Raw genomic sequence first — 23544 nt, forward strand, 5'->3', positions numbered from 1 at the left:
CTTAGCGTCCAAGGACATTTAGGATCCGCTGGCGGTATTCAGGTGCCTTGCCACCTGCCTCAGCTGCCAATTCCTGCCATGTTGAAGATGCCGCATTCAGAAAGGCCGAACGATCATCGTCAGAGAAGGCATCCAGAAATTCAATGCCTTGAGCGGTTAATTTAGCCCGCGCGGCCTGCTCGTTCTCTTCCGCCTTGGAATATTCATTCGTGCGTTTCCAGACATTCGCAGCTGCGGTACTCACAGCCGTGCGTTCTGCATCGGTCAGGCCATTCCAGGCACTTTCAGACGCACCAAGCACATAGGGGACCCCGGCAACCGGATACAGATAGGACGCGTATTTTGTCACTTCCTGAAGCGAGATGGTGTGCGCAAACAAAGCCGGATAGACAGCGCAGTCGACAACACCGGTCTGCAGCGCCACATACAAATCATTTTGGCCGACGATCTGCGCTGAAACACCAAGTTTGGTGAAAGTCTCGACCTGATCGTTGCTCCAAACACGAAGCTTTCTTGTTCTCAGATCATCCAGTGTCCGCACAGGCTTTTCACGACAGAAGATAGACGCTTTGAGCAAAGGTAGCGCCATAAAGCCGGTCGGGACGATGCCCCATTCAGCCAGCACTTCTTTATAGATTTCCTGAATTTCAGGCAGCGCCGTGATCAACTCTTCCGGACTGCCAACGGACCCCTGAACCATCACAGCGTTAAGAGCAGGCACATCGCGGCCCAGATAATTCGCCCAGACAAGCCCCATTTCTGCGGCGCCGCGAGGCAGCCAGCGTGCCACATCATTGTCTTTCAGATTGAGTGAGCCACCGTGAAAGACGTCGATGTTCAGACTGCCACCTGACAGCTCGGCAACTTCGGCTGCAAAGGTTTCAAGCTGCTTGGATTCACCTCTGCCTTCCGGCAGGCCGTTATTGAATTTCCAATCTGCTGCTTGCACCGCCGCCGCGGAAATGCAGATCCCCAGCGCGACTGGCAATGAAAAACGTAAGAATTTGAGCATGGTTAACGTCTCCTGTTTCTAAACCTTCTGCAATAACGTTAGCGACATCTATATGCAGTGACAAGCAACAGCCACTGCGCGTCCAGCCATAGCAGCAATCCTCTGGCCTGCATCCAGATTGGGCAAATCCCTTGCGTTATTTTTGGGACCGTTAGGAATACATTTTCTCGCTTGAAGCACTGGATTCCCACCTTTGATCTGGTTTACTGGGACTGCTTGCCAAGCCCCAAAGCATCTGATCCAAGGGGGGCGGATCATGCCTTGTCGCATACGGTGCCGAATTAGTGGTGCCTTGGCTTTGGGAAGGTTGTGGGTTGGTAGTCTTGATGGTGCTGAATTCAATTCATTGCAGGAAAGGATCGTGGTTCGTGCACCGTGGACAGGCAACCACGATGCTTGAAAATCAGGACCTTGAACCACGAACCACGGAACTTATGGTGCCCGCTGAGAGGGTTCGACGCCCTACTCAGGGGCCATTTAAGACCGGACTTTAAATTTATTCAGTATCTTAGCCGATCAGCACCTGTCAGCCAACGCCCTATTTTGGATAACAGTCTGGATAACAGCCTTGGACCATGGTCCGAGGGCCAAGGCCCAAGCAAAAAGGTCCGTGGTCCACGGACCTTGAGCCGTGGATCGTGGACTTGAAAAGCAGGCATGGCTGAGCTTTCATGAGACGACTGGCATGCTAATGAGAATGCGTTGATAGGGTTTGTTCCGATGAATTATCACGGTCTTTTTAAGAATGAAAATTTGCCGCAGATCCGCGTGGCGGTGGTCGGGGTTGGCGATTTTGGCGCGACGCTGCTTGATCAGGCTCAGAACATCGACAGAATCAACATCACCGTGGTCTGCGATAAAGACGAGCAGCGCATGCGAGATGCTGTCATGGACAGTGGCATGGCGTCCATGCCGATGATGGTGACGGATATTATGGATGAGGGCATTCCTGACTTCGATGTACTCGTCGAAGCCACGGGTCACCCAGAGGCCGCCGCCACCATAGCGGAATGGGCCATTGGCAAAGGGTGCCACGTCGTTATGGCGTCAAAGGAAGCGGGCATCGTCATAGGCCCGATCCTGAGCCGGATGGCAAAACAGAAAGGAGTTGTCTACACGGAGGTTGATGGTGATCAGCCAAGCCTGCTGATCGGGTTGAAAAGCTGGGCGGAGACCCTTGGCCTTGAAGTGCTGGCGGCCGGAAAATCCAGTGAATATGATTTCGTCCTTGAAGAGGATGACACGCTCTGTTGGTTGGACAACAGGCATCAGAATTCAGGGATGCTTGAGCTATTGCATTGTCTCGACGGTGACTGGCGAAATCATGTTGCTCGTCGGAATGCTGTCGTTGCAGAGGCACAATTCCCGACACGTACCGTTGCCGATTTTTGTGAGCTTGGCGTAGTGGCCAATGGCACCGGCTTGACCCCAGACAAGGCTGCCCTTCACGCACCCCTGCTGCGGCCGGTGGAACTGGCCGACGCCTTTCAACTCCAGAACGATGGTGGATTGCTGGCAAACACCGGGGTCATTGATGTGTTTAATTGTCTTAGACGTGCCGACGAGATCAGCTTTGCCGGTGGCGTTTTTGTGATAGTGCGCTGTGACAATCCAAAGACATGGGATCTGTTGCGTGGCAAAGGGCACGTCGTGGCGCGCAACACCAAGACGGCCATGCTTTTCATTGGCCAGCATACCCTTGGTGTCGAAGCACCCATGTCGATTTTGAGTGCCGCGTTGCTGAAGCTACCTACCGGAGCGATGGCCCCTGAACCAAACATAGATCTGGTTGCCAGAACCACACGCGATTTCAAAAAGGGTGAGCTTCTTCAGATCACCGATCCGCATCATCACGCGGTCGCCGGCCTGGAGCCGGAACTGATACCTGCCGAATGCGATCAGGCAGACACGCCGGTGCCCTATTACATAGCAACAGGCAGGGCTTTGCTCACTAATGTAAAGAAGGGAACGGTGTTAACCTGGAGGATGGTCGATACCGATCGCGCATCAAGGCTCTATCAACTGCGGCAACAACAGACATCGTGGTGGTTCGGCAAAGTGGCAGACCTGGACGCCTGATCTAACATAACTTCAGTTTGGTGAAGTGAAGTACGATTTTGTTGAGGCTATGGCCCCAGCTTCAAATCCTGCTCCCAACAACTATCAATCATTTTCCACGCACTTTTCGAGGTCCATCTCATGAACCTCGGGACTTTCCTCTGCAACCAAGTTCCACCCGCCTCGAAGCGCCACTTAATTTGCGGTATAATAACACCTCATAAGTGGAGTGTTGTTCATGCTGATAAAAGACAATGTGACCATCGGTATCGAGTGGCGTTTTGGGCCTGACTGGCCTGGGCAGCGATGTGGTGCGAAGACACGCCGGGGCATCGCGTGTCAGTGTCCTGCCAACAAGAAGAATGACCGCTGCCGACTACATGGCGGGGTCAGCACTGGCGCGAAGACCGAAGAGGGTCGAGCGCGGATCTCGGCGGCGAACCTTCGTCATGGGAAGTTCACCAAGGATAAGCTAGAGAAGCGGCGTGAGAATGCTGCCAAGGGACGGGAGATCCGTAAGGAGCTTCGCCAGATGGAACGCGAGTTGATCGCTGGTGGGCTGCTTGAAAAGCACTGGCGGGATAGCTTCCTGTCATAGGCGCTTGAACTCGATGTAGGTGCAACGACCTTGTTGGGCATCCAGAAGGATAGCTGGGCACTTAGCGTGGCATGATAAATCAGTGCTTTGGCTTTTTTGGTCTGTGCCTTCTCCAGGTCACTTTTAGCCGCCGCCATGAAGTCCTGGAACTTGGCATCGAATACGCGCTCTTCAAGCTCGCCACCCTGAAAACGCAACAGGTTCAAAAGTGGTATGCACTTGAAATTTGTCGATGACATTCCCGGCTCGCCTTGTTGCTGCTTCAACACCATTCGCGGAACCAGCGTAACTCCATTCGCGCATTCGGCGAAACCGTACCTATCTAATTATTCTTATTAATAAATATCTATATATACCTATGGGTATATCAGGAGGCGTGGTTCTAGAAAGTTTCGGCGGATCAGTTCGATCGCCAAAACTATAATCGTGAATCATTCCACAATCTTGTTATCAGTCTTCATGGCTTTCGCAGGCTCACCCAGAGGAGGGCCGCACCGCCAAGGGAAGCCACCCATAGCGTCACAGTGCTGCCACCAAAAGTCAGCAGACTGGCCAGCAATGCCAGAGCCACTGCCAGGATGGTGGCACGGGCAGTGACTGTCATTGGGCCAGTAAATGCACCGATCGAGAAAGCTGTGAGAAGTACTATTAGTATCGCGGTGGATGGCAATACCACCCAAAGGTTGGAAGTGTCTTGAAACGTCAGCATTTCAGGATTCAGCACGAAGATAAAAGGAATGACATAAATGCCGATGCCAATCCGGAGCGATGAGAATGCTGTTTTCCAGGGTGAGGTGCCGGCAATGTTCGCGGCTGCAAAGCTGGCGATCGCTACTGGCGGAGTGATCATCGAAAGGATGCCGAAGTAAAGGACAAACATATGTGCCGCTAGCGGCTCTATTCCGAGTTCGACCAACGATGGAGCGATTAGGGTCGCCAACAATATGTACACGCCAACCGTTGGCATCCCCATGCCGAGTAGTATGCTGAGCAGCGCGGTCAAAAGGAGCATTACAAAGATCATTCCACCGCTAGCAGCGAGGATCTGCAGCGTTATCACGAAAGACAGGCCGGAGACGTTAAGCACGCCGATGACGAACCCTGCAGCAGCGGCAAGAACAATGATGTCAGCCAACCCCTGCATGGCTTCGAGAAGCTTTCTTGCCAACATCCTGGCTGTAGCGCCTGGTCGCAAGTTGGGGGTGATGAAACTGACCACAAACAGGCCCAGCAGTGCCATCAGGCCAGAAAATTCTGGCGTCCGCCGCTCGACGAACAGAAAATATATCAATATCCCGACCGGAATTATGAACCGGAATTCCCACGGATTTATGCGGTTTTGGTCAACAGGGTGACCAGCAGGCTCGACGTCATTCTGGTCAGTCTCGCGACAACGACCGGCCGCAGTCACAGCGGATGGGGCAGTGAATTTGCGGGCTTCAAAATCCACCGCCAGGAACAACGCAAAATAGAACAGGGCAGCCGGCAGGATGGCGGCGATCGCAATATCCACATAGGCGATCTCCAGGAGCTCAGACATCAAGAACGCCGAAGCCCCCATGATCGGTGGCATGAGCTGCCCGCCAGTTGAGGATATCGCCTCAATCGCGGCAGCGGTTGGTGCGCGGTAGCCCGCACGCCGCATCATTGGTATCGATACCGCACCGACCGCGGCGACATTCGCAACCGCGCTTCCTGATACCATGCCAAACGCAGCTGAACCCACTACGGAGATCTTGGCGGCGCCGCCACGGAACCGGCCAACCAGGCGGCTCGCCAGATGCGAGAACAACAGACTGCCGCCAAGGGCGTTCAGCATGGCGCCAAACAGGATGAAGGGCGCCACCACAACCGCGGCAATATAGAGTATCTTGGAAAACAGCGCGTTCGTGTCGAGTGCGAGATAGACGGCAAGCCGCGACGCCGCAACTGGCCGAGTGCTGTAAGCGTCGGGTAGATGAGGGGTCAGGAAAACCAGACCCGCCATAAACAGAATAAGGGCTGGCAGAAATATGCCGGTGCGCCGACGTGTGGCTTCGATGACCCCAACGATCATGACCAAGCCGAGCGCCACTGCTGATGGCGGCGCCATTGCGAGATCAAGTTGCAGCCGCGGATAATGAACCGCCACATAGGTGAACATGAGGTAACAGAGTGCCGCCAGTCCTGTATTGACCCAGGCCCATACAGGTGTCCGCGGCGTCGTCACGAGCAGGGTCAGCGTAATCGAATAGCCCGCCGCAAGCGCAAGAAACTGCTCAGGGTAGAAGTAATAGCCGTTACGCGCTGGAAGATCGGCCAGCCATCCGAATGTGACCACAGCCAAATGGACCTGCAATGCAAGCGTGGACCAGTGCATGACCCTTTGAAGTTTCATTTTTGCTGAATCGGTACTGTGCCACCCTACAGCCGTGTCGGGTGGCACATGGTGTCATCTGCTACCGCGATGCCGCCCAGGCGACCGTCGCCTTGTGAAAGGCGGTGGCGATATTTTCCTTGTACATTTTGTCCGGATTCAGACCGCGATAGAGCGGGAAGGCGGATGCCAGTGCGTCCTTGTTGTTGGCGATTCCGTCCAGTACTTTTTTGATCGCGTCATCGGACACATGGGTTCCGGTCAGCAATGTATTGTCATAACCAAGCACTGTTGTCGGTGCGCTCACACCCGCAAAATTTGGCAGGGGCGGTACAGTGACACCGTAGCCGTCAGGAAACTGCGACTTCAACCGCGCGATGCTGGCTTCATCATCCGGCATGGCCAGCACACGGACGGGTTGCGCCGCGTTTACTTCGGCAACCTTGGCCGCACCCACGGCAAAAAAGAAGGCGTCAGCCCGTCCGTTAAGGAATTGTTCAGCGCCAACAACCACGTTTGGCACCATCACCGGCTTGATGTCGGCTGGTTCCACACCGCCAGCGTGAAGCAACGCCTTTGCGATCGCATCCACAGTGCCCATCGCGCTGAATCCGACAGTGACCCGCTTCCCTTTAAGATCGCCAAGCGTTTTGATGTCACTGTCTTCATGTACAAAGAAGGCGGTGCGAAGCGGGAACAGAACTGCCGCAATCCGCAAATTATCCTGCTTCTTGCCCTCAAACACACCCGTTCCCGAGGAGGCCTGCTGCGCTTCAAGAACATTTGCAATGCCGAAATCCAGGTCACCGGCATTGATCAATGGTATCAAAACGGACTCTCCGGAATTGGGTTGTACCCGCGCCTCAAGATCGGTGTTCTCGTTAAGAACCTTGGCCAGAACCGTGCCTGTCGTGAAACTGAGCGTGCCCTGTGACATCGTGCCCAACCCCAGATTTTCGGCATGGGCGCTTGTTCCAATCGCAATCGAAAGGGCGCCGGCAACGATATAATTTGCAATTTTTTTCATAATAACCTCCCAAGCTTCCGCTGTATTTCCTTGCGGCTTGGGCTAAGCGTGTCTGAGAGTTTCAGACAATGCAACAGATCAATTCGTTGGTTGCAAAAATGCGGTTGTTAAACGATACATTCACCCGCAGCAGGTCCAAACATAATCACTATTCACTACCTCTGGTCATCCATCACCCGCCTAAGGTCCGAGCCGCAAGCCCCCCCCCGAACCCACACCCCACCCCTCGACCCAATTCGATCCATATCTAGTAACCACCCCCAGTAACCCCCGTGCGAGCGCCGCGATCCTAGAGCCGTGGATTGTGGACAGAGTCTCGCGGTTAAAGCTTCTCGGCTCCCGCCTCTTGGACGCCGGACCCAGTTACTTGGGTTGGTTACTAGATATGGATCGAATTGGTTCGAGGGGTGGTACGCATCAAATGAATGGCTGCCCGCTGAGAGCCTGAATAAATGTGGCAACAACCACACAAACGCTGACAGCAGATGCGACTATGACAATACGTTTAGATCTGTGGGACCATCGATCAGCGACCCAGCCAATTAAAGGGATGATCTGCATCATATGCATTGCGAAGAAGTGGGATACTCGCAGGTCACCACCACTGCGCACCCAACCGACGAGCGGCAGGCCATCAGCGTCGCTTCTAATGCCACCAACCCAGTGACCATAATTTTGCGACATATATCCGGCGACAACCAGCGTCGTAACAAATCCAAGGACCATGCCCAGTAGAATGCTAAGCCGTAGCCCCTGACCCATGTCGCGAACCGGGTAGCGGTAAACCAGCAGACCGATCACCGCAGCACCCAGGATCAGCGTGACCGCGCCAACGCCCATCGCAGCGTACATCAGAGATTCGAACTGGGTTTCGAAGTTCCAGTGCGAGTGCCGTCCACGTGCCGCCTGTATGGTTATGTAGGCGACTTCAGTAATCGCAGTGAACGTCAGGACCCAGCAAAGTCCGTATACCAAGGGCTTTCCGCGAACATCTGCGCTGATATAACGTGCAACGAAGGCGAGGGTCATCATGTGCAGGCCTGCCGACGCCTGAAACTTCATTGGTTTCGCCCAAATGTTGATGTCGTTCAGCTGACGAGGATCATCCAACGAGACGAGGAATGTGACTGGCAGTAGCGCGATTAAAATTACCCCCCCCTGCCAGAGCAGGCCTTCCATACGCGAGGTCACCGAAAGGTTGGGTAGTATTGTCAATTTTGTCATCGTTCAGCTCCCTCCTTCATCGGGTGATGGATTTGGAGAGCTAGGTTCTGGGTCTTCCAGACTATCAAGAACAGGAGCAAGCCAAATGGACCAAACATGAACGTTGTCACTAGGATCGGGGCCTGGACCACTCGCGAGATACTGGCATAATCTGCTTGCCGAGAAATCCAGGCGCCAATGAACAGGTCGAATGCCAGATAGTGCACCCAACCCGCTAACAAAACATGATCGTTAGAGATCAACTTCGCGACATCCGCCAGGGTATTGTAACCACCCTCTGCACTACCGAAGTGGCGCAGGATCAGGATCGCGTAACCCATCGATAGAACCGCCGGAAAAACATACGCTGGGAAGACCAATAACCAAGGCCAGCGTCGTGGGCCAAAGATTAAGATCACCCAGCCAATCATGGCGATCAAGCTGGCATGGGAAAACCAGGATTCGAGATCGTTGGGGAGGAAGTGCCGCAAAGAATATAAGGCTATGCCAGTTGCTAATAATATAACCACTAGCCAAGCGGCGCGAAGGCTCCAGTTTGTCTTCATGATCCAATCTTCTTCTCTTGGCGTTGGTGAATGAAGATCAGATTAATCTGACTATGAAAATAATTATAATTCATATAAAATATAAATATTATGAACCAGATTAATAAATTCGATCTCAATCTGCTCCGGGTGTTCGGTGCGGTCCACGCGGAAGGCCATATCGGCCGTGCAGCCAAACGTTTGGGTATTACCCAGCCTGCGGTTAGTCATGCCATTCAACGATTGCGGGACAGCGTCGGCGATCCTCTCTTTATCCGTTCCGGCAAAGGCGTGGAGCCGACGGCGCGGGCAGACGAAATGGCGGCTTATGTACGAGACTCCCTAGAAAGCGCCATGGCAGCAATTACCGCTTCTCAGGGTTTTAATCCAGCAACTTCAAATCGGGTATTTCATGTCGGTTTGCCCGACCATGCTGTGGCCAAATATGCGCCGCTGATCCACGCCACCTTCTCGCATCGCGCACCTAAGCTGGGCATTCATCTCCACGATGTTCAGACGCCAGAGGCCATTCGACTTGTAGAGCAAGGAGATATCGATATGGCTGCCAACGTGATTGAAGACCTACCCAAACGATTCAAGTCGATGCCCCTGTTTACCAGCCAGATCGTGGTCATTGCCTCAAAACAAAATCCTTACATCAAGGGAAAAATAGATCTCTCCGGTTATCAAAAGGCACGGCATCTGATGTATTCTGCTTCGCAACCGATGAATAGTGCCTTCGGCGAAGGGCTAGCCAAATGGGGCATCACCCGCGACATCGGAATGACCATCAGCGGTCACCTCGCTGTGCCGTTGATCATCGCGAACTCCGACCTGATTGCTACGGTGACGCGGGAACTTGCGGAACCTTATGTAGAAAAATACGGGCTTCAGATGCTGAAGCTGCCTTTTGACGTCCCCGATATCCAAGTTAGCCTTTTCTGGCACGAGCGGAATGACCGGGATGCTGGACATCAATGGTTGAGGGAAATGGCGGTGAAGATGACCGAGCTAGAAAACTAAGCCAACGTCTCGCTCATAACCTGAAGGCCGCAGGTTCAAAATCCTGCCCCCAGAACTACCAATCATTTTCCGCGCACCTTTCGAGGTCCATCTCATGAACCGCGGCACCTCCTTCTGCAACCAGGTTCCACCCGCCTCGAAGCGCCACTTAATTTGCGGTATAATAACACCTCATAAGTGGAGTGTTGTTCATGCTGATAAAAGACAATGTGACCATCGGTATCGAGTGGCGTTTTGGGCCTGACTGGCCTGGGCAGCGATGTGGTGCGAAGACACGCCGGGGCACCGCGTGTCAGTGTCCTGCCAACAAGAAGAATGGCCGCTGCCGACTACATGGCGGGGTCAGCACTGGCGCGAAGACCGAAGAGGGTCGAGCGCGGATCTCGGCGGCGAACCTTCGTCATGGGAAGTTCACCAAGGATAAGCTAGAGAAGCGGCGTGAGAATGCTGCCAAGGGACGGGAGATCCGTAAGGAGCTTCGCCAGATGGAACGCGAGTTGATCGCTGGTGGGCTGCTTGAAAAGCACTGGCGGGACAGCTTCCTGCCATAGTCATCGAATTTGGGGCAGCTCTCGGGCCGAGGACGGGTTAGCTTTTGCTTGTCGGTATTGTAACCGGGCGATGTAGGAATGTAGGAATTATTTGATAAATCTCATCACTAGTTATTCCTGCAGCTAACTATAAGTTGAGAGACTTACCCCTACATTCCTACACCAAAGAGCGGCGTCTTACAGCGTTACCGTCACTAAGCCTGACTAATTCAAAGTCTGGATCGTTCTTTAAATTGGCGCGGAGTGTCTCCACAAATCGCCGATGGCCAGGCATAAATGCACCATCGGCCAAGTCGCGGACATCTTCTTTGAAGTAGGCGTACAGCAATTTACATAGAATGGGCCCTTTGATGATATGACGCTCAAGGCCACCATCTTCTAACCATCCAAGCACAAGATCAGCATCATGAAACCACTGTGTTGTAGTTTCTTCGACGGTCTCCGGAATTTCGAAATAACCACGCTTTATGACTTCGCAGAGTTGTATGACGGCTAGAGCAATCACTTGGTTTTTTTGCTGAGTAGCTACCGTTCTACCAATCCCGACAACCCGCTCAGTTTTGGGTATCGTTGTATCAAATGGAATGACGGACAAACGCCTCTCAACGCCAGAATCAACGCCACCTTGGAAGCTTGGTAGGCTATTTGTTGCAAAAATATTGATTGCTTGTGGCCGGAACGGCACTGGCGGCTGGTAGACTATTTTACCGTTGATCATATCACCCGTTACGACCTGCTTCATTTTGTCTGAAGCGATAGCTCTTGATGAAGATAACTCGTCTGAGAGGTTTGCTGCCTTGCCAATTAGGTTGGCAATGAACTGTTCTTTGCCAAAATCACCGGGTGGCACGCATGAAATAGACGCCTCTGGCAGGAGATAACGGATTAAATCCAAGATCTGGGATTTGCCATTTGCTGCTGTCGGCCCATAAAACACGAAAGCTTTTGGCTCTGCAATCGAGGTCGCCATTGATGCACAAGCGACACCAATAATCTGGAAAATTAAACACTTTATCTTTTCCGCTTCATCGCTCGTACCAAAGCAACCGTCCAGTAGTTTTTTTAGCAAGCCGTCTATGACGTATGTTTGTTTTTCATCCCATGTGGCATCAATTGTGTGGCGCCTCGCATGAGATGGATTGTGAGCTACCAGGTTTTTTTGCCCAGTATTGCTTATGCTAAGAAAGCCGTTACGCAAATTAACGCCAATAGAAGGGCTGCAAAAAAACCCGGTGTTTTCGCACATGCTATGAAGCTCGTTTAAGACGCCGTCTATAAAAGACTTGTTGGCAGCAAGGTGCTTTTTTCCCACTCGAACGCCGTCTAGATCCTGCACTAACCGCCGTTGCTCACCGCCACTGAATGGTTGCCAGTGTGTGTCCCCGTATACCCAAAGCTGCCCTTCATCAAAAATTGGTTTGGGCTTGTCGACGCATAGCAATCGGAGAATATGCCGGGCGACAGAAGTATGGCTAACAACGCCAGCAAACAACTCGTTGGCACCTTTCCAGCCTTGGTCAGATGCTCTACTGAAGATTGCATTTATGCTCGTTCTGTCTGGTTTAAATTTCGCAAATTGCCCTGCAACATCTTCAGGGCTGACGTAGTTGGCTGGGATTGAGCCATCCGGTCTTTTTTTGACCAATCTTGAAAAACCGATAAGGCGTCCGCCCTGCCTGCGGACTTGAGCGCCTAGCCTACGGCAACCCAAGTTTCATAATCCTGTGGATCAAGATAGTTCAGCGCGTCAGTGACCCAATCGCAGTTAGCTGGAGGCACCTGTATAGACATCGCTGGTTTGGGATTAAGTTGATGCGTCTGAAGCTGGCCATCGTCAAACTTAGCGGATAGACGAGCTTCAAAAACATCCCTTAGAGCCGATATCTGGTAAGGTGTTACTACAGCAAGTTCATTTAGAGGGACATCAAGCAGGCTTTCATCCACCCAGTAATATGGGGCTTGAGTGTCGGGGTGAACTCCAAACACAACACTTTGTTGCCCGGCCCCAAGAATTTCGACCTGATACTTCTTAGCGCCATCTATGTGCGCAGTAGTCATCTGCTTGACCAATTGGCCAGATTCAAGTTTGTAGAACAGCGATCGTTTTGGTGTGTTGCCGAAGCGAATTGGCGCATGACCAAGAGTTGAGAGACATAAATTTTCGAAGTCATCTACAAGCTCGTAATCGGGAATGTCGAGATCTACGACAACCAATTCACCTGTCTTCACTCCCACACCGTATTTTGGAAACTTCGATGCATGAGTGCCTACTACGCTCGCTTCCAAAAAATTAGTTTCTGTCCATTTTTCGATCGCTGGGCGTTTCGTTCCAGGAACAATCGGAATGGCTTCATATCCGTTCTCTAGCAACCTAGGTGCGGCGTTGCCGTAATACAGGCTCTTATTCATCGCCAGCGCCTTGAGCTTGCTCTGTTTGGCGAGCAGACCTAAGCGATTTTACCCATTGTTGGATATGGTCCCGCTCCCAGCCAATGGCTCGCTTGCCAAGCTTCACAGGTTTTGGAAAGCTTCCAGATTCAAGCAGTCGATAGATCGAGGCACGACTGACCCCCAGCTCACTGCAAACGTCTTTCATGCGCAAAATCATTTTTGCCTCCGGCGATTTCAAATGATCGCTGAAGGTCGCAAAATGTTCGACAACAGGCATGCCGCCTGATTATGGGCAATTACGCGGCACGAATTCCTAACCTGCAAACCACCGGTGATCTTGCTCGAAACGCCGGATTGCTAGAGCGAGATGCTTGGCCTTCATGGAGGCAAAATCAGGAATGACTTCAGCAATCTCGTCGAGGATGATTTCGCACGCTGAATCTGGATGATCTGCGTCGTCCGCCACCGCATCGTTTGACGCCAAATGGACACCAAAATAAGACTGCAAAACGCGCGCAAGGACGGAGATCAGCGCATCGCGGCGCCCGTTTCTAGCTTTTGGCCCCCGTTTGTTGCCTACGTTAACAGCCCTAGAGATCGGCTGCTGACGGAGAAGCTTTGCACAAAGTTGCACGAGTTCAGGGGGGATTTGTAATCCAGCTTCCAAACGTTGCGCCATAAGACGCCCTAAGGCCAGATCCCCACCAGGCACAGTTTGGAACAAATTGATTATGTATCCACCAGCGATACCACTAAGGTCCGGCTTTTCGTCGATCGCTAGCCGCTCCAGCATGATACAGAGCAGGTGAGAGCCGATATCTTCTGCATTTCCGGAACCATTCAACCAATCATTCATGAGCTTGCGGTTGCCATCTACATAGGTGCGCAGAAATTCGCGTGCTTGCTGTGAATTTTCATGATCCATGTGTCCACTATCCCTGCGACAGCGTAAGAAAAAAATAAATTTTATGAGGTGGATAAAAAGGTGGTTACGAAGACCGTGATAACAGTCAAAACACTGTTTTATAACGACTTATCTAAGAAAAGTGGTGCCCGGGGGCGGATTCGAACCACCGACACGCGGATTTTCAATCCGCTGCTCTACCAACTGAGCTACCCGGGCATCGGCAGACGATATCATGTCGCCTGCGTCAGGCTGCCGGACCGGCAGCAGGCAACGGTATAACTTCCCGTCTGCCGCCTGTCCAGCGTGAAAAACAGCTTCACAACGCCCCGGCACTTTGTCAGCCGTCATCCTCGCGAGGCGGCTTTGCGGCGGCAAGTGATTCCACAATTGTGTCATCTGCCGATTCAACAGCCGGAATGGCGTAACTTTCCTGAAACCACCTGCCAAGATCGATATCCGCACAACGGCGCGAGCAGAAGGGACGCGGGCTGCGCGCGCCTTTCTGGGCAGGCGGCGCGGCTGGTGCCCCGCAGGTCGGACATGTCAGGCTGTCAGATGATGGTGTCATCACAATGGCTCGCGCAAGGTGGCGGTCAGAGCCTGTGACGAAACAACAGGCGTCACCGTCCTGTCAAGCGATGCCAGCGCGGCGGCACCTGGCCCCCGCAGCCAGTCGGCCATGTCGGGCGACAGGTCGATGACAGGTGCCGCAATGGTGGGCCGCCGCGCGATCTCGCGCAGCACCGCCAGCACCGATATGGCAATCTGATCAGCCTCATAGCCTGCCGGCGCGGCGCGGCCATGCGGCAGCCCGAGTTCGATCATCCCGGCCCGCGACCGCCCGATCCATTCGGGATGCCGCGGGTCGGTGGCCAGCGCGGCGGCAAGGTCGGCATCAACCCGTTTGCGCGTGGCCGGTGACATGCGCGGCAGATCGATTGCCACCAGCCCGCCTGTCTGGCGCAGGCGCAGCTGCGATGTGATAGCGGCCGGTGCCGCGGCAAACAGCGCCTCAAGATCACCGTCACCGCTGTCCAGATCGATCGCCGTCAGGGCACGGGTCGCCTCAATCCACATGCGGCCCCCACCGGCCAGCGGCACCTGAATGTCGCACACGGTCCCGATCATCTGGTCCCACGCCGTATCGAACTGCACCCAGCTATCCGGCCCGGTTTCGTCGATTGATATGCCGGGAAGCTGGCGCCTGATCCGCCCCTCCAGCCCGCCGCCGTCAAAGACGCAGCCTGCCATTGTCCGGGGCTGCGCCATCTGTCGCCATTGCGCAATCAACAGCCGGCAGGCCGCCGGCAAATCATCATTCCGCGAGGCGGTGCGGCGAAGAATAACCCCGAATTCGGGGGCATCCGCAAGACAGGACCTGATCGCGGCCATGACCGTGGCATCGGGTTCGGCCGCCAGATGGCGCGACATCGCGATCCCGGTCTGTCCTGGCAACAGGACCAGGTCACACCCGACCAGTCGCGCCCCGATGACAGCCTGCCATGGCTTGCCTTCGCGCGGTGCGGCCATGATGGTGATTGTCACCAGATGACCGGCCACCACCGAATCGTGGCGACCGATGCGAAGCGAAACCGGCGTTCCGTCGGCCAGACGCGCCAGCGCCCGACCCTGATCGGCAAAAACACGATCCACACGCACCTTGTGAATACTGCCAACCAGGTCAGGCGCATGCGCCTGGTCCTGCCAGGCCTCGATCACCGTGGAGCCATGAAACAGCAGCGCCCGTGTCAGCCCCGGCCCTGTGTCGATCAGCACCCGCGGATCATCACGCACGGCTACACCAGAACGCCGTTACCGCGAAGCATCGCCGCGACATCATAGAGGCTGAACCCAACGATATTTGAATAGGAGCCGTCAATATGCCTGATCAACGCCGCTGCCGGCCCCTGAATGGCATAGCCGCCAGCCTTGCCCTGCCAATCGCCGGTGGCGATATAATGGTCGATCTCGTCGGCAGACAGACGCTTCATTGTCACACGGCTTGTTACCAGACGGCTGACAATCCGCCCGTCGGCACGCCGAAGTGCAATCCCGCCAAGCACCCGGTGCCGACGTCCCGACAACAGATCAAGGCAATGCCGCGCCTCGTCCTCGGTCTCGGCCTTGGGAAGAATCATCCGTCCACGCGCCACAACCGTATCGCCGGCCAGCACAATGGCATCCTTCGGCAGCCTGAGGCCGCCGGCCGCCACCGCCTTTTCATGTGCCATACGCCGCGCATAGGCGGCAGGCAACTCGCTGCGGTGCGGCGTCTCGTCAATGTCGGTGGCAAGAACCTGATCGGGAACAAAGCCGATCTGGGCAAGAAGATCCAATCGACGCGGCGATGCCGAGGCGAGAACCAGCTTGGGTTTGACGCTGTTCATCCGGCCCTCCACGCCTTGTGGGGATCAGCCAGGATTACTTGAAACGGAACGTGATCCGGCCCTTGGTCAGATCATAGGGGGTCATTTCGACATTGACCCTGTCACCAGCCAGAATACGGATGCGGTTCTTACGCATCTTACCGCTGGTGTGGGCCAGCACCTCGTGATCATTGTCAAGCTTCACCCGAAACATTGCGTTCGGAAGCAGCTCGGCAACTGTCCCTGAGAATTCGATAACGCCTTCCTTGGCCATAATCACCTTTCCGCGTTGGTTTTGCGCCCTACAGATGACCAAAAATCAGCCAAAGGTCAAGTCTCGCCGGCATCCTTGTCGGAATCGGTGCCGGGAAGATAGGATTCAAGCTTCGCCGCGATATCGTCCCGAACAGCGCGATAGGCCCGCAACCGTTCCTCGCGGGAACCCTGGAGCCCGGCAAGATTGTCAACCGGCCAGTATAAGGTCGTGCAGTCGATATTGCGGGTGATCTCCTGGGCCCTGGCGTGTGCCTCCGGCGAAAACGAGATGATGACGTCATAGAAATCACAGTCCAGATCGTCGAACCCCTTTGGCTGATGCGCCGACAGATCAAGATCGATCTCGGCCATCACGGCAATGGCGAACCCATCCTGCTGGCCCGGCTCGACACCACATGAATCGGTGAATATCTGTCCCGGGAACCGGGCCTTGACCATCGCCTCGGCCATGGCCGAGCGCACGGCATTGATGTTGCAGGCAAACAGGATGGAGCTGACATCACGCGCCTGAGAGATGGCGTCAGCCACGGGCTGGCTGGCGGATGGCTGGTTGCTGGTGTCGTCGGTGTGGCCCATGCGGTGCTGTCCCTTTTGTCCTGACTAGCGCGCCTGCAGAACGCAGATCAATGTGAATAGCCGCCGCGAGGTCATCTCGTCGGTTGCCACCTTTCCATTCAGGCGGCTTCGCAGAATTTCTGCGCCTTCATTATGGAGCGCGCGCCGCCCCATATCGATTGCCTGAATCTGCGACGGTGTCTTGGTCCGGATCGCCTCGTAATAGGTGTCACAGACATGAAAATAATCCCGCATTACACGGCGCAGGGGGCCGAGAGCCATATAGAACTGGTTCAGCTCTCTATCGGCATCGTTGCGGATGTCAAACCGGATATGCCGCCCCTCGGCGCGCAGATACAGATGGAACGGCCCGGCAAGGGGCGCGCCATCCTGGTCCACCAGCGCAAAGCGGTTATCCTCAAGAATATCATAGATGGCGATGGCCCGCTCATGCTCGGCCTCGGCAGAGCGGCGCGGCGCGGCAGCCTCGTCAAGCTCGATCCTGACGAGACGATGGGCAGGTTCCGCAGACCCGCTTTCACCCATGCGCTCGTCATCCGTCATCCTAGCCTCGTGAATTCATCCTGATGGTCATCGACAGCGCATGCGCCCCAAGCCCCTCGGCATTTGCCAGCGCCACCCCGGCAGGCGCGATCCGCGCAAAGCTGGCAGCATCACATTCCACCATTGTGGTGCGCTTCATGAAATCCACCACGCCAAGTCCCGACGAGAACCGGGCCGTGCGTGCCGTCGGCAGCACATGGTTCGGGCCAGCCACGTAATCGCCAATGGCTTCGGGCGTGTAACGACCCAGAAAGATTGCCCCGGCATGCCGGATTTCCGGCAGCCAGCGGCGTGGCTCCTCGACCGCAAGCTCGAGATGTTCAGCCGCAATACGATTGGCAAGAGCCGGCATGTTCTGCATCGAATCAACGGTGATGATAGCCCCGTTATCCTGCCAGGACTGGCCAGCGACATCCGCGCGGTCAAGTGTCTTCAATGTTGTCATGACCGCCGCCTCGACAGCGTCGGCGAAAGCGGCATCATCGGTGATCAGGATGGACTGCGCCGCCTCGTCATGTTCTGCCTGGGACAAGAGGTCGGCGGCAATCCAGGCCGGATCGTTGCTGTTGTCGGCAATCACAAGAATTTCCGACGGTCCGGCAATGGAATCAATGCCGACCGTGCCATATACCTGTCGCTTTGCTGCTGCAACATAGGCATTGCCGGGACCGACAATCTTGTCGACCGGACGGATGCTTTGTGTCCCATAGGCAAGCGCCGCAATGGCCTGCGCCCCGCCAACACGCCAGATTTCGGTGACCCCGGCAATGCCGGCGGCGGCAAGAACCATCGGGCTGACGAAACCGCCTGGTGCCGGCACCACGATCACACGCCGCTGCACACCGGCCACGGCTGCCGGGATGGCATTCATCAGCACCGACGATGGATAGGCAGCCTTGCCCCCGGGAACATAGAGGCCAGCCGCGTCAACGGGCGAATAACGCATGCCAAGCTCGACACCTTCATCATCAGTGATATCGAACCCCTGTGGCATCTGGCGTTCATGAAAGCTGCGGATACGCGCCGCCGCCGTTTCAAGAGCCTGGCGCAATTCATCACTCAGCCCTGCCACCGCCGCATCGATCTCGGCCTGCGGAACAACAAGGTCGGCCATACTGTCGGCGGACAAATTGTCAAACCGCGCCGTCAGTTCCAGCAGCGCCGCGTCGCCGCGCGCTTGCACATCGGCTAGAATTGCCGCCACAGTCGTGGCGACATCAGCCGTGGCTTCACGCTTTGACGCCAGAAGCGCGGTGAATTCGCTCTCGAAATCCTGCTGCTGATTGTCGAGCCTGACCGCCATTGATCGTCCCTTTCGCCCACATCCGGGGTAGCACACAGCCGGACCGGCACGGTTCTGCCAGCCCTGTATCTGTCCGGGAAATGTTCCGGTAAGGTAGGTTTAACGCCAAAAAGACGGCAAAATCAATCACCGCACCCGCAGTTTCAGTCAACTAGTCGTCGGCATGGGACGGCAGATTTGGCGTCGGATGGCCTTCTTCCAGATCCTCGGCAAGAATCAGCAGACCGTCAGATTCAAGGCGCAGCGACACCCCACCGGAGAATAGCAGCTCGACATGGGTGGCTTGTTCCGTGGTGACTCCGGTGACAGCCAGCAGATTGAACAGCGCACCGCGGCGCGATGTCGGCATGCCGACAGTGCGCACCTGGTCAACACCGTGAATCTGGATACCGCACAGCTGGCGTTCATAGACAGGCGCGCCGGCATCGGTTGTCACCCCGGCAACAGCCGGCCGATCCCAGCAAAACCGGTTTGCCACCATCACAAAGCGACGGCTGGACCGATCATAGGTCATATCCTCGCCGGGAATGATGGCGTCCTGGAGCAGCGTCGACAGAACCTCGATATCCTCGCTCGACACAGCCCGCAGCCGCAATCTGTCGGCGACATCATGATGCCCGTTCGTCGACATTGTCAGTCTCCAACCCGTTCCATGCGCGCGCCACACCTGCCAAGCTTGGCCTCGAGATCGGCATAGCCTCGATCAAGATGATATATACGGCTGACTTCGGTCGTACCCTTGGTTGCCAGCGCGGCAAGCACAAGCGACACCGAGGCTCGAAGGTCGGTTGCCATGACCGGCGCCGGGGTAAGTCCGGGACGGCCACGCACCATCGCAACGCCGCCATCAACCTTGATATCAGCCCCCATGCGCATCAGTTCGGGCACATGCATGAACCTGTTTTCAAAAACAGTTTCGGAAATGCGTGACGAGCCTTCGGCAAGACACATCAGGGCCATGAACTGTGCCTGCAGGTCGGTGGGGAACCCCGGATAGGGATCGGTCGTGATATCGGCGGCACGCGGCGTGCCGTTTGACGTCACGCGCATGCTGTCCTCGTCGGCGGTGATGGTGGCACCGGTTTGCCGCAGGATATCAAGCAGTGAATCAAGATGCCGGGGCTGGGCGCGGGTCAGGGTCAGATCACCGCCTGTGATCAGTGCCGCAATGGCAAAGGATCCCGCTTCGATCCGGTCGGGAATGACCGCATGTGTGGCATCCCCAAGCCGGTCAACGCCCTCAACGATGATGGTGTCGGTACCATGGCCGGAAATCTGCGCCCCCATCGCGATCAGACATTCGGCAAGATCAATGATTTCCGGCTCCCGCGCCACATTGACAAGTTCCGATGTACCCTTGGCAAGGCTGGCGGCAATCAGCGCATTTTCCGTGGCACCAACCGACACCATCGGAAAGACAACACGGGCGCCGGTCAAGCCATCCGGCGCACGCGCCTGGATATAGCCGTCGGCAAGCTCGACAATCGCACCGAGCGCCTGCATGGCGCGGATGTGGAGATCGACCGGCCGGGTGCCGATGGCACAGCCGCCGGGAAGCGACACACGGGCCTGCCCGTAGCGCGCCAGAAGCGGTCCGAGTACCAGGATCGAGGCCCGCATCTTGCGCACCAGATCATAAGGCGCATCAACATTCGTCACATCGCCTGACATCGTTACGCAATCGCCGTCCCGAACCACGGCAAGACCATGGTTGGCCAGCAGCACCTCCATCGACCGTGTGTCAACAAGATCGGGAACATTGGTCAGACGGAGCGTCCCGTCAGTGACCAGCCCCGCCGCCATCAGCGGCAGCGCCGCATTCTTGGCACCGCTGATGGCGATCTCGCCTGTCAGCGGTACCCCGCCGTCAATCCTCAGCCTGTCCATAATCCTGCTCCGCCCCTTGGTCTGCTGTCATTTTCTGACTGTCTGTGCGCTGCGTCCGGTCACCCTCGTCACTGCGTCTGGCGCGTGACTGCGCCTTGCGGCGATGCAGATTGGCACGAAGGGCCTGTGCCAGACGTTCCTGCTTGTCATTTGTCGGTTTTGACACCGTTCGGCACCCCTGTCAGTCCGTCCCTGTCCTGGACAAACAATCCAGCCCCATGCAGTCAGGACTGTATTACCCAAACCGGATGCGTCGGCAATGGCAAATACGCACAGTCGGGAGCCTTGGCATCTGCAGGACGTTGCTGTTGCAATTGGTCTCTTTCTACACTGGATTGTCATTAAGGATATATTGTGGCAACCGAACAGCCTCTGTAGACTTCGGCCCGACAGCCCGAAACATTGGCGCCTGAAACGTTGGCACCTGAAACATTGGCATGGGGAAGACAGACACAATGCCATCCAGGATGAACACCAGGGTGATGCCGCTGCTGAAACGGCTGTGGCTGCCGGTGATTCTGGCAATTGGTCTCGGCCTGTTCCTTGCGCTTGGCGGGCATCGCATCCTGAGATGGGAAAGCATTGCGCTGCATTACGGCGCGCTGACCAGCGCGACCGAAGCCAACCTGCCGCTTGCCGCCCTCACCTTTTTTGGCGTCTATGTCATCGCCGTTGCCTTTTCGCTGCCGATCGCCCTGCCGCTGACACTGACCGGTGGCGCGCTGTTCGGCTGGCTTGCCGCCGGGCTTGTGATGGGCGGTGCAACGGCTGGTGCTGCAGTGGTTTTCATCGCCGCACGAACGGTTTTTGCCGATCTGGCGCGCAAACGTGCCGGCCCGTTCCTGGCCCGGTTGGAAGACGGATTTTCCCGCAATGCCTTTTCCTATCTTCTGGCGCTTCGCCTGATCCCGGCCGCGCCCTTCTGGGTGGTCAATATCGTGCCGGCGCTGACCCGGATGACGCTTGCAAGCTTTGTTCTGGCCACCTTTATCGGGATCGCTCCGGGAACAATTGTGTTTGTTGCGGTTGGCAGGGGGTTCGATCACATTCTGGGCGCCGGCAGGGTGCCGGACCTTGCCGTGCTGGGTTCACCACAGATCCTCGGGCCACTGGCGGCGCTGGGATTGCTGGCGCTGCTGCCGGTGGCATGGCAGCGGATTCGAAGCACCCGCCGGAAAGGACATCGCAATGCAACAGATCAGCACTGACATCTGCATCATCGGTGCCGGATCAGGCGGGCTGAGCGTTGCCGCCGGGGCAGCGCAGATGGGCGCACGAGTGGTGCTGTTCGAGGCCAACCAGATGGGCGGCGACTGCCTGAACAGCGGCTGTGTTCCGTCAAAGGCGTTGCTGGCCGCGGCAAAGGCAGCCCATCAGAGCGCCGGCAATCCGGCGATGGGGGTGACAGGCGCCCCGCCGGTGGTGGATTTTGCAGCGGTCAAGGCACATGTCGCGGCGACCATCGCCACAATCGCCCCGCATGATTCGGTCGAGCGTTTCACCGGCCTTGGCGTCACGGTGATCACCGAGCGGGCACGGTTCGTCGCACCTCGGCGGGTGCGTTCCGACACGGTCGATGTCACGGCGAAATTCTTTGTCATCGCCACCGGTTCAACCGCCATGGTGCCGCCGATCCCCGGGCTGGACAGCGTGCCCTTTCACACCAATGAGACAATTTTCAGCGACCCGGAGAAACCGGATCATCTTGTCATTATCGGCGGCGGGCCAATTGGCATCGAGATGGCGCAGGCACACAGACGCCTCGGCTGCCGGGTCACAGTGATCGAAGCGGCGACAGTGCTTGGCAAAGAGGATCCGGAGATAGGATCGCTGCTGGTGGCGCGGCTTCGCGACGAAGGAATCGAGATCATCGAGGGCAGCGGTGTGACAGCGGTGGGCGGAACCGCCGGTGCGCTGACCCTGACGCTCGAAGACGGACGCCGGATCGCGGCAAGCCATCTTCTGGTCGCCGCGGGTCGACGCCCGACCATTGATGGTCTGGGGCTGGAAGCCGCCGGCATCATGACGGGCCACAACGGCATTTCCACCGACCGGCGGCTGCGGACAAATGACAAAAGGGTATTTGCCATTGGCGATGTGACAGAACGCCCGCAATTCACCCATATCGCCGGCTATCACGCCGGTATCGTGATTCGCAACATGCTGTTTCGACTGCCGGCACGGGTCAATGAGGTGATGACGCCGTGGGTGACCTATACCGACCCCGAACTGGCGCATGTCGGCCTGACCGAGGATGAAGCGGCGGCGGCCTGGGGCGCGCGCAATATCCGCAGCCAGAGCGTGTCGCTGGCAGACAATGACCGCGCCGTGGCAGAACGACGAACCGAAGGCATGATCAAAATCGTAACGCATCGCAATGGCCGTATCATCGGCGCGACAATTCTGGCACCGCAGGCAGGCGAGATGATCCTTGCCTGGTCACTTGCCATCAGCCGACGCCAGAAGATCGCCAGCATGGCCGGTGTCATCGCGCCCTATCCGACCTTTGGCGAGGCTGGCAAACGGGCGGCAGGGCAATTCTTCACGGACACGCTGTTCAGTCGCCGTACCCGTGCCATCGTGCGCCTGCTGATGAAACTGTGATGCCCGGGGATGGCCGCACGGTGATGCGCCACCCGGCATGTGGTATCTGGCCTGTCGCAACTGGCATGTGGTATCTGGCATGTGTATTGCAGCCTGCCACCAGCCGGGCACCCGGCCAAAAACGCACTTGCCATCGCGTTATGAACTCGTGTAAGTCAGGCGCGTCGATGGAAATGCTGCCATAGCTCCAGCGGTAGAGCGCACCCTTGGTAAGGGTGAGGTCGCGTGTTCGAATCACGCTGGCAGCACCATCGGACTCCCTTAACCACCTGAATGTTAAGCATATTCTGTGCAACAGACAGGCTGTGTGAAAGAAAA

The 23544-nt window shown here is 56.2% G+C and carries 25 protein-coding genes and 2 tRNA genes; 7 read left to right on the top strand and 20 right to left on the bottom strand.

Annotation, left to right across the window (positions count from 1 at the left end):
• Nucleotide 1: 1 nt before the first annotated feature.
• Nucleotides 2-1012: a TRAP transporter substrate-binding protein DctP gene (gene dctP / locus AB3X55_09785; protein ID MEX0503873.1), complete on the bottom strand. Its 1011-nt coding sequence runs from the start codon at nt 1010-1012 to the stop codon at nt 2-4.
• A 720-nt stretch (nt 1013-1732) separates the two neighbouring features.
• Here dctP and AB3X55_09790 point away from each other — a divergent pair.
• Nucleotides 1733-3091 (top strand): hypothetical protein, encoded by a 1359-nt coding sequence (locus AB3X55_09790; protein MEX0503874.1) that lies wholly within the window; start codon nt 1733-1735, stop codon nt 3089-3091.
• 217 nt (nt 3092-3308) lie between these two features.
• A complete protein-coding gene (locus tag AB3X55_09795) occupies nt 3309-3668 on the top strand; it encodes an HGGxSTG domain-containing protein (protein MEX0503875.1) in 360 nt (119 codons plus the stop codon).
• Between the two features lie 457 nt (nt 3669-4125).
• Here the strand turns inward: AB3X55_09795 and AB3X55_09800 are convergent, their stop codons facing one another.
• From AB3X55_09800 to AB3X55_09815, 4 genes are all read right to left on the bottom strand, one after another.
• The gene (locus AB3X55_09800; GenBank protein MEX0503876.1) at nt 4126-6045 is read right to left on the bottom strand and encodes a TRAP transporter permease; all 1920 of its coding nucleotides are present in this window, start codon (nt 6043-6045) and stop codon (nt 4126-4128) included.
• 61 nt (nt 6046-6106) lie between these two features.
• A complete protein-coding gene (locus AB3X55_09805) occupies nt 6107-7051 on the bottom strand; it encodes a TAXI family TRAP transporter solute-binding subunit (protein ID MEX0503877.1) in 945 nt (314 codons plus the stop codon).
• Between the two features lie 417 nt (nt 7052-7468).
• Nucleotides 7469-8275, bottom strand: a complete 807-nt coding sequence (locus tag AB3X55_09810; protein ID MEX0503878.1) for a hypothetical protein — start codon at nt 8273-8275, stop codon at nt 7469-7471.
• On the bottom strand, nt 8272-8820 hold the full coding sequence (locus tag AB3X55_09815) for an ABA4-like family protein (GenBank protein ID MEX0503879.1): 549 nt from the start codon (nt 8818-8820) through the stop codon (nt 8272-8274). Before AB3X55_09815 ends, AB3X55_09810 begins: the two co-directional genes overlap by 4 nt.
• A gap of 90 nt (nt 8821-8910) precedes the next feature.
• Between AB3X55_09815 and AB3X55_09820 the strand changes: the two genes are divergently transcribed.
• Entirely contained in the window at nt 8911-9822 is a 912-nt protein-coding gene (locus AB3X55_09820; GenBank protein ID MEX0503880.1) for a LysR family transcriptional regulator, read from the top strand.
• A gap of 191 nt (nt 9823-10013) precedes the next feature.
• Nucleotides 10014-10373 (top strand): HGGxSTG domain-containing protein, encoded by a 360-nt coding sequence (locus tag AB3X55_09825; GenBank protein ID MEX0503881.1) that lies wholly within the window; start codon nt 10014-10016, stop codon nt 10371-10373.
• Between the two features lie 157 nt (nt 10374-10530).
• Here AB3X55_09825 and AB3X55_09830 read toward each other — a convergent pair whose 3' ends face one another.
• The 15 genes from AB3X55_09830 to AB3X55_09900 form a co-directional block, all read right to left on the bottom strand.
• A complete protein-coding gene (locus AB3X55_09830) occupies nt 10531-12018 on the bottom strand; it encodes a DUF5906 domain-containing protein (protein ID MEX0503882.1) in 1488 nt (495 codons plus the stop codon).
• Nucleotides 12019-12065: 47 nt separating this feature from the next.
• A complete protein-coding gene (locus AB3X55_09835) occupies nt 12066-12782 on the bottom strand; it encodes a bifunctional DNA primase/polymerase (GenBank protein ID MEX0503883.1) in 717 nt (238 codons plus the stop codon).
• On the bottom strand, nt 12775-13041 hold the full coding sequence (locus tag AB3X55_09840) for a helix-turn-helix transcriptional regulator (protein MEX0503884.1): 267 nt from the start codon (nt 13039-13041) through the stop codon (nt 12775-12777). Before AB3X55_09840 ends, AB3X55_09835 begins: the two co-directional genes overlap by 8 nt.
• Nucleotides 13042-13077: 36 nt before the next feature.
• The gene (locus AB3X55_09845) at nt 13078-13689 is read right to left on the bottom strand and encodes a hypothetical protein (protein MEX0503885.1); all 612 of its coding nucleotides are present in this window, start codon (nt 13687-13689) and stop codon (nt 13078-13080) included.
• Nucleotides 13690-13811: 122 nt separating this feature from the next.
• Nucleotides 13812-13887, bottom strand: a tRNA-Phe gene (locus AB3X55_09850).
• Nucleotides 13888-14008: 121 nt separating this feature from the next.
• Nucleotides 14009-14239, bottom strand: coding sequence for a DNA gyrase inhibitor YacG (locus AB3X55_09855; GenBank protein ID MEX0503886.1), 231 nt, complete (start codon nt 14237-14239; stop codon nt 14009-14011).
• Nucleotides 14239-15465, bottom strand: coding sequence for a ribonuclease E/G (locus AB3X55_09860; protein ID MEX0503887.1), 1227 nt, complete (start codon nt 15463-15465; stop codon nt 14239-14241). Before AB3X55_09860 ends, AB3X55_09855 begins: the two co-directional genes overlap by 1 nt.
• 2 nt (nt 15466-15467) lie before the next feature.
• Nucleotides 15468-16058, bottom strand: coding sequence for a nucleoside triphosphate pyrophosphatase (locus tag AB3X55_09865; GenBank protein MEX0503888.1), 591 nt, complete (start codon nt 16056-16058; stop codon nt 15468-15470).
• Between the two features lie 34 nt (nt 16059-16092).
• A complete protein-coding gene (gene infA, locus AB3X55_09870; protein ID MEX0503889.1) occupies nt 16093-16311 on the bottom strand; it encodes a translation initiation factor IF-1 in 219 nt (72 codons plus the stop codon).
• 56 nt (nt 16312-16367) lie between these two features.
• A complete protein-coding gene (locus AB3X55_09875; GenBank protein MEX0503890.1) occupies nt 16368-16889 on the bottom strand; it encodes a low molecular weight phosphatase family protein in 522 nt (173 codons plus the stop codon).
• 24 nt (nt 16890-16913) lie between these two features.
• Nucleotides 16914-17432: a UPF0262 family protein gene (locus AB3X55_09880; protein ID MEX0503891.1), complete on the bottom strand. Its 519-nt coding sequence runs from the start codon at nt 17430-17432 to the stop codon at nt 16914-16916.
• 1 nt (nt 17433) lies between these two features.
• Complete coding sequence (gene hisD, locus AB3X55_09885; protein ID MEX0503892.1) at nt 17434-18735, bottom strand: histidinol dehydrogenase; 1302 nt, start codon at nt 18733-18735, stop codon at nt 17434-17436.
• 151 nt (nt 18736-18886) lie between these two features.
• Nucleotides 18887-19366, bottom strand: a complete 480-nt coding sequence (locus AB3X55_09890; GenBank protein MEX0503893.1) for a DUF2948 family protein — start codon at nt 19364-19366, stop codon at nt 18887-18889.
• A 2-nt stretch (nt 19367-19368) separates the two neighbouring features.
• Complete coding sequence (gene murA / locus AB3X55_09895) at nt 19369-20622, bottom strand: UDP-N-acetylglucosamine 1-carboxyvinyltransferase (protein ID MEX0503894.1); 1254 nt, start codon at nt 20620-20622, stop codon at nt 19369-19371.
• Nucleotides 20603-20788 (bottom strand): hypothetical protein, encoded by a 186-nt coding sequence (locus tag AB3X55_09900; protein ID MEX0503895.1) that lies wholly within the window; start codon nt 20786-20788, stop codon nt 20603-20605. The genes murA and AB3X55_09900 overlap by 20 nt, the downstream gene beginning before the upstream one ends.
• 289 nt (nt 20789-21077) lie before the next feature.
• Between AB3X55_09900 and AB3X55_09905 the strand changes: the two genes are divergently transcribed.
• The 3 genes from AB3X55_09905 (at nt 21078) to AB3X55_09915 (ending at nt 23477) form a co-directional block, all read left to right on the top strand.
• Nucleotides 21078-21830 carry a TVP38/TMEM64 family protein gene (locus AB3X55_09905; GenBank protein MEX0503896.1) on the top strand — a complete coding sequence of 251 codons (753 nt, stop codon included), beginning with the start codon at nt 21078-21080 and terminating at the stop codon, nt 21828-21830.
• The gene (locus AB3X55_09910; protein ID MEX0503897.1) at nt 21811-23226 is read left to right on the top strand and encodes an NAD(P)/FAD-dependent oxidoreductase; all 1416 of its coding nucleotides are present in this window, start codon (nt 21811-21813) and stop codon (nt 23224-23226) included. Before AB3X55_09905 ends, AB3X55_09910 begins: the two co-directional genes overlap by 20 nt.
• 175 nt (nt 23227-23401) lie before the next feature.
• Nucleotides 23402-23477 (top strand) — tRNA-Thr (locus AB3X55_09915).
• Nucleotides 23478-23544 lie beyond the last annotated feature (67 nt).

Source organism: Alphaproteobacteria bacterium LSUCC0719 (assembly GCA_040839025.1).
Lineage (GTDB): Bacteria > Pseudomonadota > Alphaproteobacteria > Puniceispirillales > Puniceispirillaceae > UBA8309.

What these genes read in the sequence shown, in the direction of transcription:
- dctP (MEX0503873.1), bottom strand. Translation starts at nt 1,012, where the DNA reads ATGCTCAAATTCTTACGTTTTTCATTGCCAGTCGCGCTGGGGATCTGC.
- AB3X55_09790 (MEX0503874.1), top strand. Translation starts at nt 1,733, where the DNA reads ATGAATTATCACGGTCTTTTTAAGAATGAAAATTTGCCGCAGATCCGC.
- AB3X55_09795 (MEX0503875.1), top strand. Translation starts at nt 3,309, where the DNA reads ATGCTGATAAAAGACAATGTGACCATCGGTATCGAGTGGCGTTTTGGG.
- AB3X55_09800 (MEX0503876.1), bottom strand. Translation starts at nt 6,045, where the DNA reads ATGAAACTTCAAAGGGTCATGCACTGGTCCACGCTTGCATTGCAGGTC.
- AB3X55_09805 (MEX0503877.1), bottom strand. Translation starts at nt 7,051, where the DNA reads ATGAAAAAAATTGCAAATTATATCGTTGCCGGCGCCCTTTCGATTGCG.
- AB3X55_09810 (MEX0503878.1), bottom strand. Translation starts at nt 8,275, where the DNA reads ATGACAAAATTGACAATACTACCCAACCTTTCGGTGACCTCGCGTATG.
- AB3X55_09815 (MEX0503879.1), bottom strand. Translation starts at nt 8,820, where the DNA reads ATGAAGACAAACTGGAGCCTTCGCGCCGCTTGGCTAGTGGTTATATTA.
- AB3X55_09820 (MEX0503880.1), top strand. Translation starts at nt 8,911, where the DNA reads ATGAACCAGATTAATAAATTCGATCTCAATCTGCTCCGGGTGTTCGGT.
- AB3X55_09825 (MEX0503881.1), top strand. Translation starts at nt 10,014, where the DNA reads ATGCTGATAAAAGACAATGTGACCATCGGTATCGAGTGGCGTTTTGGG.
- AB3X55_09835 (MEX0503883.1), bottom strand. Translation starts at nt 12,782, where the DNA reads ATGAATAAGAGCCTGTATTACGGCAACGCCGCACCTAGGTTGCTAGAG.
- AB3X55_09840 (MEX0503884.1), bottom strand. Translation starts at nt 13,041, where the DNA reads ATGCCTGTTGTCGAACATTTTGCGACCTTCAGCGATCATTTGAAATCG.
- AB3X55_09845 (MEX0503885.1), bottom strand. Translation starts at nt 13,689, where the DNA reads ATGGATCATGAAAATTCACAGCAAGCACGCGAATTTCTGCGCACCTAT.
- AB3X55_09855 (MEX0503886.1), bottom strand. Translation starts at nt 14,239, where the DNA reads ATGACACCATCATCTGACAGCCTGACATGTCCGACCTGCGGGGCACCA.
- AB3X55_09865 (MEX0503888.1), bottom strand. Translation starts at nt 16,058, where the DNA reads ATGAACAGCGTCAAACCCAAGCTGGTTCTCGCCTCGGCATCGCCGCGT.
- infA (MEX0503889.1), bottom strand. Translation starts at nt 16,311, where the DNA reads ATGGCCAAGGAAGGCGTTATCGAATTCTCAGGGACAGTTGCCGAGCTG.
- AB3X55_09875 (MEX0503890.1), bottom strand. Translation starts at nt 16,889, where the DNA reads ATGGGCCACACCGACGACACCAGCAACCAGCCATCCGCCAGCCAGCCC.
- AB3X55_09880 (MEX0503891.1), bottom strand. Translation starts at nt 17,432, where the DNA reads ATGACGGATGACGAGCGCATGGGTGAAAGCGGGTCTGCGGAACCTGCC.
- hisD (MEX0503892.1), bottom strand. Translation starts at nt 18,735, where the DNA reads ATGGCGGTCAGGCTCGACAATCAGCAGCAGGATTTCGAGAGCGAATTC.
- AB3X55_09890 (MEX0503893.1), bottom strand. Translation starts at nt 19,366, where the DNA reads ATGTCGACGAACGGGCATCATGATGTCGCCGACAGATTGCGGCTGCGG.
- murA (MEX0503894.1), bottom strand. Translation starts at nt 20,622, where the DNA reads ATGGACAGGCTGAGGATTGACGGCGGGGTACCGCTGACAGGCGAGATC.
- AB3X55_09905 (MEX0503896.1), top strand. Translation starts at nt 21,078, where the DNA reads ATGCCATCCAGGATGAACACCAGGGTGATGCCGCTGCTGAAACGGCTG.
- AB3X55_09910 (MEX0503897.1), top strand. Translation starts at nt 21,811, where the DNA reads ATGCAACAGATCAGCACTGACATCTGCATCATCGGTGCCGGATCAGGC.